Genomic DNA, 13627 nt, shown 5'->3' with positions numbered 1-13627 from the left:
TTTACGAATGTGTAGCTTGATTGATGACCGCCATCCTCCTAACGGCGGCGGCTCATCAATTCAAGTTACACATTTTTGCTTTCTCTATGTATAGGCCGATTGCCTCAGCACAAACTTAAAGGGCCGCGCCCTGAAAAACTACGAAACTCTCAGCGGAATCCTCCGTACCCGTTTTTTTGTCAGGCGGTAAACGGCATTAGCAATGGCTGCTCCGATGGGCCCCATGGGCGGCTCTCCGACGCCGCCGGGGTTGTCGTCGTTTTCCAGTAGAACGACATCGATTTCCTTTGGTGCATCTTTCATCAGGGCCATTTCGTAGGCACCGTAAATGACAGGGTAGAGCGCATTGTCTTCTACGGTCATTTTTTCGTAGAGCACCGCGCTCATACCCATTATGATGCTGCCCTCGCACTGCGCACGAACCTGATCAGGGTTGATGACCAGGCCCGGATCCATGACGCAGGTTACTTTGTGCACTTTTATTTCGCCGTCGACGATGGAGACTTCCGCCACGTGCGCACAGGGTGTGTTTACGTCGGTGCTGCAGGCGAAGCCCATGGCCCGGTCATAGTTGCCCGATTCGTCCGTTGGGCCAAAGGGCTCATTTTGGTAATCCGCTACTTCTGCAGCTTTCGCAATCACTTTGGCCAGGCGAACATCTGCTTTTGTTTCGGAGAGGTGGTCGAGCCGGAAAGAAACCGGGTCTTTGCCGGCAGCTTCGGCCAGTTCATCCATGAAGCTTTCGACGGCAAAAGTGTTGGCGAGCAGGCCGAGGCTTCTCCACCAGCTGGTAGCAAAGGGCAGTTTCACGCGCCAGCTCACTGCCCGGTAGTTCGGGATGCCGTGGTATTGAATCATTCCCCCGCGCCAGGCTCCGAGATCAGCCCCGATCACTTTTTGCAGGATGCCGGGTACGAGCGGAGAGCCGTACATCACATCACCGCTGGAAATGTCGTGGCTGAGGGCTTCGATCTTGCCATCAGCGGTCAGTTTACCTTTGAGAACGTTGTGGGTAGGTGGGCGGAAGGTATCGTTCTGGAACTCTTCCTTCCGGCTGAAGAAGCATTTCACGGGTTTACCGACCGCTTTACTCATCACCGCCGCCTGGATCGCGTTTGGGGTATGCAAACGCCGCCCGAATCCACCACCCAGAAAGGTTGGCTCCAGAATAACTTCGTCTTTACTGAACCCGAGCCGGCTGGCTACTTCTTTGCGGGTGATTTCAGCCACCTGGGTCGACATTCTAAGGGTGACTTTATCGTCTTCGACGTAGGCCAGGCACCCGTTGGGCTCGATCTGAGCGTGCGCGCCGATCGGGCTGAAGTATTCCGACTGGATGATGCCTTCTTCTCCGTCTTTCAGGAGTTTTTTCGCATTCCCCTCTTTCTGAATTTCGATCGGTTTGCCCTGGCCGACTTTAATGGCAGCTTCGACGTCGAAATCATCCCATTTTCGATTGATCTCCCAGTTTACGTTTAGCTTCTCTTTTGCTTTTTCGGCATTAACGAAGGAGTCGGCAACCACACCTACGAAATCATCTTCGACGATAACTTTTACTACGCCGGGCATTCCTTCGGCAACCGAAGTATCCACACCGGTGAATTTGGAGTCGAGGCCTTCGGGCCGGGCCACCGAACCGAACAACATCCCCGGCATTTCGGCGTCCATGCCGTAGATCGGGGCTCCGGTCACTTTGTCCATAAGGTCCACGCGGGGCGTTGGCTTACCAATGAACTTATATGTTTTAGGGTCTTTGAGTTCGGGCGTATCGGGTATTTCCCAATCCGTGACGGCAGCGGCGACCTCTCCGTAGGTAATAGACTTTCCGGCGCCGGAGATGACGCCGTTCAAGGTACTCAGGCCCGAAGCTGCCACGCCGAGTTGGTCGGCGGCTGCGTTGATCAGCATCATCCGCATAGTAGCGGCCAGCTCACGAAGCGGTTTCCAGAGGCTGTTGATGCTGGTGCTTCCGCCGGTTGCGAATTTATCGATATTTCCTGATCCCGTAGATGCGTGGACTACCTTGATTTGCTCGACGCCTACTTCCAGTTCGTCGGCGGCAATCTGCGCCAGGCCCGTAAAGACACCCTGGCCCATTTCCATTTTAGGACTGTGGAAGATGATCTGGTTGTCGGGTGTTACCTCAAACCATATTTTCGGATCGTTAGTAGGCCCTAAATACGGTGATTCGGCCGTATTCACCATGCCCGCAATCTTGCGGCGAATGGGCAGGCAATAGGCGGTTCCGAACAGCAGACCGGTGCCGATACCGGCTTTGATAAGGAACTTTCTTCTTGACTGAGACATAAGGGCTGGTTTTAATATTGATTTTATGAGTTGCCGGGATTCTACCGCTGTTTCCGTTTGCTGCGTTCATCTGGTGAGGAAGTTTCTGAGTCATCCACTCCTCCTGCGATTCACTTACTAAGGTGTGCCGCACGATGAATAGCCTTGCGCATCCGGTAATAGGTTCCGCAGCGGCAAACGTTAACGATATTGCTGTCGATATCCTCATCCGTAGGGTTAGGGATTTCCTTGAGCATCGCGGCGGTAGCCATCATAAAACCGGGCTGGCAGTAGCCGCACTGCGGCACAATTTCTTCTTTCCAGGCCTGTTGAACAGGGTGAAGATTGTCCTCGGTGCCGAGGCCTTCGATGGTGGTGACCTCTTTGCCTTCAACGAACTTAACGGCGTAGGAGCAGGACCGCACTGCTTTACCGTTCACGTGAAGGGTGCAGGCGCCGCAGGCGGCTTTGCCGCAGCCGAATTTGGTGCCCTTCAGGCCTATTTCGTCCCGGATGACCCAGAGAAGGGGAGAGTCGGGGTCTGCGTTGGTGGAGGCCGGTTTACCGTTTAGGTTGAAGTTGGTTGGCATAAGCTGTTTGGTTTAATTCTGACCGCTTCGGGTTTAGCCGGAAGGCAGGCGCTGACAGTAACTTTGGTTTACCGAAGAGGGTTCAATCGTTCGGGATGGGGGCTCCGTTCGCGGCCCATGCTTTTACGGCGGCTTTGAAATCCGCTTCGGAGACCGGTGGCTTTTCGCGGGCAATACCTTCATTGTCCACTCCCGGTTCGAAGGCCCAAAGTACGAGTTCGTCTTCAGTCATGTGTTTAACGATTTCTTCGAGATTCTTGCCTCCGTTTTTCTCGGGATCGAGGATGACGCGGGCAATTTCGGCCCGGCTGAGGCCTTCCCAGGCCATGCTTAGCGGAGCGAGGCCCCAGTGGGGAGCTCCGGGTACACCGGAGTAATCGTTGTTTTTCGATTGGTGGCAAGTGCCGCATTGTACGGCGGCAACGCCATGGTCGTCTGGTCCGCGCTGCACGTTGAAATAGTGCAGGTGGCTGTCTTCTCCCTGGCGTGGTTTGTTGCCCGAGGGATGGCAGTTCATACAGCGTTTGTGGGTGACCACGTCCATCATCGTGTCGAACGGATCAGCAGGGGGAAGGTCTGCGGCAAGGGTGATCAGGGCAACGAGGGGGAGCAAAACCAGTAGGAAGCGGGACATAGAATAGTAGTTGAGGCCTAAGCTACAACATAAGTGCCGAAGAATCGTGCGATCACTCCTGCGTCAAAATGTGTGTCATTCTGAACAAAGCGCAGCGAGCGTGCTTACCTTTGCACCAACTAAATGATAAAATGGCTAAAGTAAAGCAATCCCTTGGGGTAATCGTTGTGCTGTTCTTACTGATCGGACTGCCGCTTGTTTCTTACTACTATTTGGAGAAGGGCTTTGCGTACCGCAAAGCTGCTATCGAGACACAGAGCGACTTCGGTAAGATGCCCGACCTGGGGGCTTTTACTTCTGTCCGTGGTGAGCACCCCACTACCTACCGTGGCGCGATGACGGTAGTGAGCTGGCTCGATCCCCGAAAGCCCGTTACCATTAAGCAGTACGGTATGATGCTGGACAGCCTGTACACACAGTTCGAGGACAGCCCGAACCTTTACTTTACAAACTTCGTGAAGGGAGAGAATGCTGCGGCAACCGCAGCGCAGTTTGCCGATCAGTACAACCTCCCGGATACGGACATGATTAACTTTCTGGCAACGGATGATGCGGCTTTTGCTCAGTCTGCCCGCGATTTCAAATTGCCACTGACGGGAGGGAATATGCCCGGCGAGGCGCCCATTGTTGCCCTGGTGGACAGCTCACTGACTATCGTGAAGCATTATGATCTGAGCAGCCGCAATGAAACCATCGGCCTGGTACAACTCATTTCTGTAATCATTCCTCTTCCTGTTCGCCGCGACCTGATTTTGGACCGATCTAAAGAATTATAGCTATGGCTTACCCCCAACTGAAAACTTACCCCAACAGCGAGAAAACCCTGAAAATTGTCATCTGGGTCGTCTCCGTAGTCGTATTACTGCTTGTGGGCGCAATGCGACAGTACAAACTTCCCGTTCCTGAAGGCTGGGACGTCGGTTTCCTGCCGGCTGTTAACGCCATCCTGAACGCACTGACCGCTGTTGCGCTTCTCTTTTCGTTGTATTTTATCAAGCAGAAGAAGGTTGTTGCTCACCGCAACGCAAACGCGGTCGCCCTGGGGCTTTCGGTTATGTTCCTGCTGTGCTACGTTGTGTACCACTTTACTACTCCCGAGGTTGTTTTCGGAGACATTAACCATGACCGCTTGCTTTCGGCCACAGAAACCGCGGCCGTAGCCGGCATTCGACCGGTTTACCTGCTTATCTTGTTCTCACATATCATCCTTGCGGGTGTTCTTTTGCCGTTTATTCTTCTCACCACCCTGCGTGCACTGGTAGGGAAGTACGATCTGCACCGTAAAATGGCACGCATCGTCTGGCCGCTCTGGCTGTACGTTGCGGTCACCGGACCGGTGGTTTACTTAATGCTGCGCGTGTACTATCCTTAGAAGCGTAAAAAATACAGAGCCATGAAAAAGTCAATGCTGATTCTTACCGTTGTAATGATTTTGCTTGTTTCCGGTCTCGGAAGCGAACTGCTGGCGCAATGCCCGATGTGTCGTGCTACGGCCGAAACCAACCTTGCTAACGGTGGTACCGAAGGTAAAGGACTCAACAACGGTATTCTTTACATGCTCGGCATGCCGTATATCCTGATCGGTACCATCGCAATTTTGTGGTGGAAAAACCGAAAAACAGGCGAGGAGCTGGAGCAGGCCTGATCCTGGCTTTGTTCAGCGAAGGCATGAATGCCGAGAACGTCAAGAAGTCTTCGGGGGCGCGGCCGCAGGTGCAAAATAGGTTTTAAAGGTCGCCCCGGTGGAAGCAGCCTCGGGTTGAAACCGGTCCACGGACCGTAAGTACTGTTCGGCAGTCTTTAGACTGCTGCTCGTCGTGCTTTATCGTGAAAAACGATCAGGTGAACGCGATCAAATTTGTTCTCCGTCAATCGTTCGGGCTCCAGCCCGGAAAATAGCAGCCTGAAGGCTGCCGAACAGTCCTTCAGCAGTCTTTGGACTGCTGCTCGTCGTGCTTTATCGTAAAAACGACTAGGTGAACGCGGTCAAATTTGTTCTCCGTCAATCGTTCGGGCCCCAGCCCGGAGAATAGCAGCCTGAAGGCTGCTGTACAGTACTTCGGCAGTCTTTAGACTGCTGCTCGTCGTGCTTTATCGTGAAAAAGAATCAGGTCAACGCGATCAAATCGGTCCTCCGTCAATCGTTCGGGCCCCAGCCCGGGAAATAGCAGCCTGAAGGCTGCCGTACAGTACTTCGGCAGTCTTTAGACTGCTGCTCGTCGTGCTTTATCGTGAAAACGATCAGGTCAATGCGATCAAATCGGTCCTTCCTAAATCGTTGGGGCCCCAGCCCGGAAAATAGTATGCTGAAGGCAGCCGTAAGTACTGTTCGGCAGTCTTTAGACTGCTGCTCGTCATGCTTTATCGTAAAAAACGATCAGGTCAACGTGATCAAATTTGTTCTCCGTCAATCGTTCGGGCCCCAGCCCGGAAAAAAGCAGCCTGAAGGCTGCCGTCAGTACTGTTCGGCAGTCTTTAGACTGCTGCTCGTCGTGCTTTATCGTGAAAAACGATCAGGTCAACGCGATCAAATTTGTTCTCCGTCAATCGTTCGGGCTCCAGCCCGGGAAAAAGCAGCCTGAAGGCTGCTGAACAGTTCTTGAGCAGTATTTAGACTGCTGCTCATCGTGCTTTATCGTAAAAAACGATCAGGTCAACGTGATCAAATTTGTTCTCCGTCAATCGTTCGAGCTCCAGCCCGGAAAATAGCAGCCTGAAGGCTGCCGTCAGTACTGTTCGGCAGTCTTTAGACTGCTGCTCGTCTTGCTTTAGCGTAAAAAAGAATCAGGTCAACGCGGTCAAATCGGTCCTCCGTCAATCGTTCGGGCCCCAGCCTGGGAAATAGCAGCCTGAAGGCTGCCGAACAGTCCTTCAGCAGTCTTTGGACTGCTGCTCGTCGTGCTTTAGCGTAAAAAAGAATCAGGCCAACGCGATCAAATTTGTTCTCCGTCAATCGTTCGGGTTCAAGCCTGGAAAATAGCAGCCTGAAGGCTGCCGTCAGTACTGTTCGGCAGTCTTTAGACTGCTGCTCGTCGCTCGGAGAGCGATTCGACCGTGGCTAACTCGCCCTGCTTCCAGTTTTACCTTTTCCTCCGGATGACGGGAATCTCCTTCACGACCATCTGCAGGGTGAGCGGCATCCGGCCTTCGAGCAATTGTACTTTGCCCCGGCGCATGCTTTCGGCCACTTCGTTGGTGTAGTGGCGTACGGTGATCAACTCAAGGTCACGATCGACGGTGGTCTTGAAGTCCTTGTCGATCAGTTTGCAGAAGCGCTCGACCCGGTCGTCGATGTCGTTGACGACGACGTTGAAGGAAATCGCCGTGTTCTGCATCATGTTTACCTGCAGGCGGGTAGTGGTGATGTGCTCGAAGAGCTCACGGATGTGGTGCTCGGCAACGAAGCTGAAATCGCGGGTAGATATGTTGACCAGCGCTTGTTCTTTCTCAACGGCAACCATGGGCGGGTAGGTGTCACCAGCTTCGCTGGTGATTTCTGTGCCGGGAGACAGTGGATCGATGAAGCTCCGTACATGCAGCGGGATACTCTTGTTCTGGAGCGGTTTGATCGTCTTTGGGTGAATGATGCTGGCACCGTAGTACGTCATCTCGATGGCCTCCTTATAGCTCAGGCGGTCTACTTTGGAGACGTTCTCGAACAAGCGCGGATCGGCGGTGAGTACGCCGGGCACGTCTTTCCAGATGCTCATCGCCTCGGCGTCGAGGCAGTAGCTGAAGATCGCGGCCGAGTAATCTGAGCCTTCACGGCCAAGAGTTGTCGTGAAGTTCTCCGTCGTAGAACCGATGAATCCCTGTGTGAGGACGAAGTTGCCCTCGTCGAGCAGAGGTGGTACCGCATTGGAGATGCGGGATTGAGTTTCAGGCCATTGTACCCAGCCTTCGCGGTAGGTATTGTCGGTGATGATGCAGTCGCGGGCATCGAGCCAGCTTGTGGGCAAGTCCTCATGTTTGAGATAGGCCGCGACTACCTGACTGGAAACCAATTCGCCAAGCGAGACAATCTGATCGTAATCGTAATCGTAGCTTTCGTTGGGTTCGTCCTCGAAGACCCATTCCACGCTGACGAAAAGATCGTTGAGAGACGCAGCGAGTTCTTCCGGCGTATCGCCGAAGAGTTCTTTCACCGTCGTCATGGTCGAGTTGTGGAGTTCCGAGAGTTTGCGGCGGGCGGTCTCGGTGTCACCCGTGGTGTAAGCCCGGGCTACCACTTCCAGCGCATTGGTCGTTTTGCCCATTGCTGAAACAACTATGACCAACCGCTTGCCTTTATAGGCTTTCAGAATATTGGCAACGTTACGAATAGCGGCGGCATCTTTGAGAGAAGCGCCACCGAATTTGAATACATTCAGGGGCTGAGCTAGCATCTTTGCTTAAATTTTGAACAAAGGTACATAGTGCATTGGAGAACGAGGTGAATTGTGCGCCAACTGAAGTTGGTCCTGCATCTCGATGTCTGCTTTTTTGTACCATTATTAGAGTTACCTCGGTCATCAAAGGTGAAATTTTGGCCAGATGATAAAAGCAGTCGCCAAAAATCACCTGTGGGTAGCCGAGGCAATTATATATCCCGCGCCCCGCAGGGGCGGCGGCCCGGGGCAATTAGGTAACCGCAAAAACGCAGGAACCAATACCGAGGGCATTTCATTAGTGTGCAACTACCAACGCATCTATATTGTTTAGCCCTCCAACCCCTGCTCATTCATCCCCGATTCGGCACCTGCGGCCCCGCCTTCATATTGTCTGAATCCGCACATTAAAACCTCCATATGATTACTATTGACAAAGCTGAGATTAAAGCCAAGAAAGCCAGACTCGAAGCTTGTAGCGACTATCTGAAAAAAGAGTTTATCGGCATCGATAACATCATCGATGATGTGCTCGATTATCTTCAGGTTTGGTACCTGATGCCCGACATTCTCACCCGGCCGGTTATTATCAATTTGTGGGGCATGACGGGGGTCGGAAAAACCGACCTGGTACGTAAAATGGTCAAATTCCTGGAGTTTCAGGACCGCTTTACGGAAGTGGAATTGAACAACAGCGAAAAAACAGGATGGGTAAATACCGTTACCCAGATATTGAGCCAGAACGGGCTGCATGACGAAAAACCTGCGATTGTCCTCTTCGACGAAATTCAGCGCTTCAACACCCTGGACCCCGAGGGAAAGCCACTGCAGCAAACCAAATACACCGACTTTTGGGAACTGCTGAGTGATGGACGCCTGAGCCGCAAGTCGAAGGAAGATTTTGACACCTTCCTGTTCGACTTTTTCAGCAAGAAGAAGAGCAATGCCCGCGCCAAAGCGAAGGGGGAAGAAGTGAGTGAAAGCAACGGACTGAGTAGCTGGGACGCCATCTCGCTCAAGTCTAACCTCGGCCTGGATATGGAGATCTCCGAATTGGTCGACCTCGATGAGGAGCAGATGATCGCCATGATCCTGGAGGCCAAAGAGAATAAGAACATCTACGAACCGGTAGATCACTCTAAAACCCTGATCATCATCTCCGGAAACCTTGACGAGGCTTTCGAAATGGCCAACCAAACGAGCGAAGCGGACATCGACGCCGATATCTACCACGCCTTCACGAAAAAGATCACTATGGTGGATATAAAGAACGCGCTGGCGTTCAAATTCCGCCCCGAGCAAGTGGCGAGATTCGGTAATATTCACCTGATTTACAACTCTCTGCGGAGGGTGGATTTTGAGCGGTTGATCCAGAAAGAAATAAACCGGATTGCCGAAGGAATGAAGAAAAAAGTAGGCATAACTCTGGAAGTTGGAAAGGCGGTGAACGAACTGATTTACCGAAACGGCGTCTTTCCTGTGCAGGGCGTCCGGCCGGTATTCAGCTCGATAATCGATATTCTCGAGGCCAATCTGAGCAAGTTTATGTACGCGGCCATAATGGCATCGGCGCCTACCATAAAGGTGGATTATGACCGTGAAAAACAAGTCATCATTGCCGACTACGGCGGCAAAACCGTTGAGGTGCCTTACGTAGGCCGGATCGACAAAATTCGCCAGTCGAACCTTCACGATACGGTGGCCAATATCTCAGTTCATGAATGTGGTCACGCAGTAGCGTACATGACCCTGACGGGGATGGCCCCGCTGCAACTGAAGAGCAAAGTCGCCAGCAGCTACGCCGGTGGCTTTACCTTCCCCCACCAGATTCACGTAACTAAAAAGGCGATGCTCGATAAAATCCGCATTTACCTCGCGGGCGGTATTGCCGAAGAGCTTGTTTTCGGGAAAGAAAATGCGAGCGTCGGCCGCCGAAACGACCGTGAGGAAGCTACCAAAATAGCCGTCGAGTTCGTCCGCAGGTACGGTTTTGATGATGAGTTTCAGTCCGTATGGAATCTGGACCTGCCTTCGGCGGAGATGAAGCACTCCATTACCGATTCGAAGATCGAAAAACTGATGGTCCGCATGGTTTCGGAAACGAAAGAATTACTGGTAGGCAAGATGACGTTCCTTAAAGAACTCAGTCGTGCGCTGCTGAGCAGCGGTAGCATGGAGGCTGAAGAAATGGTTGACATCGCAAAGAAATTCAATCTCGAAGTGGTAGTCCGGGAAGAAGGCTACAAGCACATTGTGGGGTACGGGAAGATGTTGGGCTCGGAGTGAGAGAGTGACCATACTACTGGATATTTCGCTTCGCGGCTTCTTCGAGGTTTGGTTCCCTCTCCGCTGAGCCTTAGGCGAGCACGAAGTACTGCGAAGCAAACCTTGCTGGAGAGGGCGGAGGGTGAGGTGGAAAAACAAAAATGTCCAGTACTATGTAGAATGACTCTTCAACTCAGTCAGCGGCAGGAACTCACTAATGCTGTTTCTCCAACCTATACCCTTACGTCTAAGGTGCAAATTGACTACCTTAGCCCCGCTCAAATTACGATAATTGACCCCTCGAGAGGTACTTAAGAAATACTGGAACTACGACGACTTCCGCCCCGGCCAGGCGGAGATAATTAACGCCGTGATGGAAGGGCGCGACACCCTCGCGCTGCTGCCTACCGGTGGTGGAAAATCCATCTGCTTTCAGGTGCCGGCGCTGGCTAAGGAGGGCGTAACCATTGTTGTTTCGCCGCTGATAGCGCTGATGAAAGACCAGGTCCGTCAGCTCAAAGACCGGGGTGTTGTAGCGGATGCTGTTTACAGCGGAATGCGCCGGCAGGACATTGACCGCATCTTCGACAACGCGGTGTACGGCAACACGAAGTTGCTGTACATGAGCCCTGAGCGGTTGCTTACTGATCTGGCACGGGTGCGTATAGCGAAGATGAACCTGGCGCTGATTGCCGTAGATGAAGCACACTGTATCAGCCAGTGGGGCTACGACTTCCGTCCGCCATACATGCAAATCGCAGAATTGCGGGAGCTGCACCCGCAGGTTCCGGTCATCGCTGTAACCGCTACCGCCACTCCGGAAGTAGTGGAAGATATCCAGGCGAGCCTCGAATTCAAACCTAACCGGTTTGTTTTGCAGCAAAGCTTCGGGCGCGACAACCTCGGCTATGTCGTACGTGTGCCTGAGAGTAAAGACAAACAGATCCTCGAAATCCTGAAAGGGGTACCGGGTACCAGCATCATCTACGTTCGCAGCCGTGGCCTGACCCGGCAGATTGCACTCAGGCTTCAGCGGCAGGGCATTGCCGCTGCCAGCTATCACGCCGGTCTGGACCCGAAGGAGAAGGACCGCCGTCAGGAAGCATGGATCAAAGGCGAATTGCGCGTAATTGTTGCTACCAATGCCTTCGGCATGGGAATCGATAAGCCCGATGTGCGCAGCGTGATCCATTATGGCCCACCGGACAGCCCTGAGGCTTACTTTCAGGAAGCCGGCCGTGGCGGCCGGGACGGAAAGATGAGTTTCGGCATCATGCTTTATCACCCTTTCGACGGCGAGCGGTTGCGTAAAAACTGGGCGTTGTCTTACCCTGAAATCAGCGAAGTGAAGCGTGCTTATCGTGCGCTGGGCAGCTACCTTCAGCTGGCCATCGGCGGGGGAGAAGGGGAGAGCTACGATTTTGACCTTGTGGCCTTCTCCAACAACTTCGGCTTCGATGTCCGGGAGGCGTACAGCAGCATGAAGGCGCTGGAAAGAGCCGGGCTCATCCTGCTCACCGAGGCTATCCACCAGCCGGCCAGGCTGCAGTTCATCGCGACTAAAGAACAGTTGTACACCTTCCAGATCAAGCACCGGGAGATGGACAAACTGATCAAAACCATCCTGCGGACGAGCCACGGAGCCTTCCTGAATCCCGTTAGAGTGGAAGAAGGAGAACTGGCCAATTTCCTGGGCATAGAGCTGGAAAATCTTCACCGTACTTTCCGCAAGCTTGCGGGCGAAGGCATCATCGATTACTTCCCGCAGAAAGACTTACCGCAGGTGGTTTTCCTTACTCCGCGGATTGATCCGGACCACGTGCGAATCGACGAAAAACAATACCGCTTCCTGCGGGAGCGGGCCTTTGAACGAATCGAGACGATGGTCAATTACGCGGAGCATTCGGGTGATTTCTGCCGGTCGCGTACCCTACTCAAGTACTTCGGAGAGCCGGCACTTGCCGATTGTGGCATTTGCGACAATTGCCGGAAGCGCAAGACATCGGTAAACCCTCCGCTGACCCCGAAGAAACTCTACGGAGACATCCTTACGCGCCTGCAGGAAGGCGACCTCACCCTGGAGGACGCCAGCAAAGCCTACGGCGCCGTCCGACAAAAAACAACCGCTGAAGCGATTCAGCACCTCATCAACGAAGGCCTCATCGTACAGGACGGTCGTAACCTGAGACTGCCATGACCATCATTTGCCTTGTAACCAACGACCTGGCCCAGGACCAACGAATGGACCGGATTTGCAGTTCGCTCGTAGCGGCAGGGCATGAAGTGACCCTTGTTGGTCGGTTGTTACCCACGAGCAAAGAACTACCGGACAAGGTGTACCGGCAGCACCGCATTCGGTGCCGGTACCACAAAGGAAAGCTGTTTTACGTTGAGTACAATTACCTGCTCACCCGCGAACTGCGGTCGTGGCGGTACGATGCCATCTGTGCGGTCGATCTGGATACGCTGCTGGCGGGAGTATGGCTTACCTCCGCAGAGCACCATAAGCTTGTCTTCGACGCCCATGAATGGTTCAGTGAAACCCCGGAGGTGGTAAACCGTACAGTCATCAGGGGCTTCTGGCGGGGAATGGCCAAGGCGCTGGTCCCCAAAACCGACGCCAGGTATACCGTTGCGCCGATGCTGGCGGGAAAGCTCTCCGAAGAGTATGGCGCACCCTTCGGGACGGTCCGCAACCTGCCGCTCCGCCGGAGCTCCGCTGCGGATCCCCGGCCCGTAACGAACCTTGCACCTGCGGCCCCGCCTCCGATGTCTGCCGCATCTGCCTCGCATCCAGCCCACTACCCACTACCCACTACAAACTACCCACTAATCTACCAGGGAATGCTCAACCCCGGCCGGGGGCTGGTGACGGCTCTTGCTGCGTTGGCGGATTTACCGGATTGCCAATTGTGGCTAATCGGTGACGGCCCGGAAATGGAGCACCTCCGGCAGTGTGCCCGTGATTTTGGCGTGGAAGACCGCGTGTGGTTTGCCGGTTTCCGGCCACCTGCCGAGTTGCCAGCACTTACGGAACAAGCCTGGCTCGGCCTCAATCTGCTCGATGCCGTGAGCCCCAGTTACTACTACAGTCTTGCGAATAAGGCCTTCGATTATATTCAGGCCGGGCTACCCTCGGTACAGATGGCGTTTCCGGAATACTGCTCGATCCAGGATACGTACGGTTGCTACGCCCTTCTTGAAAGCCTGGAGCCTTCTAAACTGGTGGCCATTGTAGAACGCCTGATAGCACACCCGACCGCCTACCAGCAGTTGGTAGCGGCATCGGAGCGGGCCGCTGCCGAACTGGTATGGGAAAATGAAATTCCCCGCCTGCTGGAAATCTGGGAGTCGCTCTAAAGGAGTTTGCCCGGAGGATCAAAACAAAAGCTTAGCGGCCAACGGACCAAACCGTTAATAGCAGTAAAAGCGGCGATCTAACTTGTAGTGGATACAAAAGCCTGCACTTATCTTTGCCGCCTATG

General features: G+C 53.6%; 10 protein-coding genes. 6 read left to right on the top strand and 4 right to left on the bottom strand.

Translation table 11 applies throughout. The features are described 5' to 3' along the window. Positions 1-138: 138 nt before the first annotated feature. The 3 genes from FUA23_RS15005 to FUA23_RS14995 all read right to left on the bottom strand — a co-directional run bounded on the left by FUA23_RS15005 (position 139) and on the right by FUA23_RS14995 (position 3510). A complete protein-coding gene (locus tag FUA23_RS15005; RefSeq protein WP_147931570.1) occupies positions 139-2307 on the bottom strand; it encodes a xanthine dehydrogenase family protein molybdopterin-binding subunit in 2169 nt (722 codons plus the stop codon). A 110-nt stretch (positions 2308-2417) separates the two neighbouring features. Beyond that, the gene (locus FUA23_RS15000) at positions 2418-2876 is read right to left on the bottom strand and encodes a (2Fe-2S)-binding protein (RefSeq protein ID WP_147931569.1); all 459 of its coding nucleotides are present in this window, start codon (positions 2874-2876) and stop codon (positions 2418-2420) included. A gap of 82 nt (positions 2877-2958) precedes the next feature. Beyond that, complete coding sequence (locus tag FUA23_RS14995) at positions 2959-3510, bottom strand: hypothetical protein (RefSeq protein ID WP_147931568.1); 552 nt, start codon at positions 3508-3510, stop codon at positions 2959-2961. Positions 3511-3641: 131 nt separating this feature from the next. Here FUA23_RS14995 and FUA23_RS14990 point away from each other — a divergent pair, with 131 nt between their 5' ends. From FUA23_RS14990 to FUA23_RS14980, 3 genes are read left to right on the top strand one after another with little or no spacing between them, the layout of a single operon-like run. Then, positions 3642-4286: a hypothetical protein gene (locus FUA23_RS14990; RefSeq protein WP_147931567.1), complete on the top strand. Its 645-nt coding sequence runs from the start codon at positions 3642-3644 to the stop codon at positions 4284-4286. 2 nt (positions 4287-4288) lie between these two features. Next, the gene (locus FUA23_RS14985) at positions 4289-4882 is read left to right on the top strand and encodes a DUF420 domain-containing protein (protein ID WP_147931566.1); all 594 of its coding nucleotides are present in this window, start codon (positions 4289-4291) and stop codon (positions 4880-4882) included. Positions 4883-4903: 21 nt separating this feature from the next. Then, complete coding sequence (locus FUA23_RS14980) at positions 4904-5155, top strand: hypothetical protein (RefSeq protein WP_147931565.1); 252 nt, start codon at positions 4904-4906, stop codon at positions 5153-5155. Between the two features lie 1435 nt (positions 5156-6590). On the opposite strand, the gene FUA23_RS14975 is transcribed toward FUA23_RS14980, so the two are convergent. Then, positions 6591-7895, bottom strand: coding sequence for an aspartate kinase (locus FUA23_RS14975; protein WP_147931564.1), 1305 nt, complete (start codon positions 7893-7895; stop codon positions 6591-6593). 402 nt (positions 7896-8297) lie between these two features. Here FUA23_RS14975 and FUA23_RS14970 point away from each other — a divergent pair, with 402 nt between their 5' ends. The 3 genes from FUA23_RS14970 (at position 8298) to FUA23_RS14960 (ending at position 13502) form a co-directional block, all read left to right on the top strand. Then, positions 8298-10163 (top strand): peptidase M41, encoded by a 1866-nt coding sequence (locus FUA23_RS14970; protein ID WP_147931563.1) that lies wholly within the window; start codon positions 8298-8300, stop codon positions 10161-10163. A gap of 271 nt (positions 10164-10434) precedes the next feature. Next, on the top strand, positions 10435-12339 hold the full coding sequence (locus tag FUA23_RS14965) for a RecQ family ATP-dependent DNA helicase (protein ID WP_147931562.1): 1905 nt from the start codon (positions 10435-10437) through the stop codon (positions 12337-12339). Beyond that, positions 12336-13502, top strand: a complete 1167-nt coding sequence (locus tag FUA23_RS14960) for a glycosyltransferase family 4 protein (RefSeq protein WP_147931561.1) — start codon at positions 12336-12338, stop codon at positions 13500-13502. Before FUA23_RS14965 ends, FUA23_RS14960 begins: the two co-directional genes overlap by 4 nt. The last annotated feature ends 125 nt before the right edge of the window (positions 13503-13627 follow it).

Origin of the sequence: Neolewinella aurantiaca, from assembly GCF_008014675.1 — a bacterium.
Lineage (GTDB): Bacteria > Bacteroidota > Bacteroidia > Chitinophagales > Saprospiraceae > Neolewinella > Neolewinella aurantiaca.
This window is presented reverse-complemented; position numbering and strand designations above follow the sequence as displayed.

What these genes read in the sequence shown, in the direction of transcription:
- FUA23_RS14970 (WP_147931563.1), top strand. Translation starts at nt 8,298, where the DNA reads ATGATTACTATTGACAAAGCTGAGATTAAAGCCAAGAAAGCCAGACTC.
- FUA23_RS14980 (WP_147931565.1), top strand. Translation starts at nt 4,904, where the DNA reads ATGAAAAAGTCAATGCTGATTCTTACCGTTGTAATGATTTTGCTTGTT.
- FUA23_RS14985 (WP_147931566.1), top strand. Translation starts at nt 4,289, where the DNA reads ATGGCTTACCCCCAACTGAAAACTTACCCCAACAGCGAGAAAACCCTG.
- FUA23_RS14990 (WP_147931567.1), top strand. Translation starts at nt 3,642, where the DNA reads ATGGCTAAAGTAAAGCAATCCCTTGGGGTAATCGTTGTGCTGTTCTTA.
- FUA23_RS15005 (WP_147931570.1), bottom strand. Translation starts at nt 2,307, where the DNA reads ATGTCTCAGTCAAGAAGAAAGTTCCTTATCAAAGCCGGTATCGGCACC.
- FUA23_RS14975 (WP_147931564.1), bottom strand. Translation starts at nt 7,895, where the DNA reads ATGCTAGCTCAGCCCCTGAATGTATTCAAATTCGGTGGCGCTTCTCTC.
- FUA23_RS14995 (WP_147931568.1), bottom strand. Translation starts at nt 3,510, where the DNA reads ATGTCCCGCTTCCTACTGGTTTTGCTCCCCCTCGTTGCCCTGATCACC.
- FUA23_RS15000 (WP_147931569.1), bottom strand. Translation starts at nt 2,876, where the DNA reads ATGCCAACCAACTTCAACCTAAACGGTAAACCGGCCTCCACCAACGCA.
- FUA23_RS14960 (WP_147931561.1), top strand. Translation starts at nt 12,336, where the DNA reads ATGACCATCATTTGCCTTGTAACCAACGACCTGGCCCAGGACCAACGA.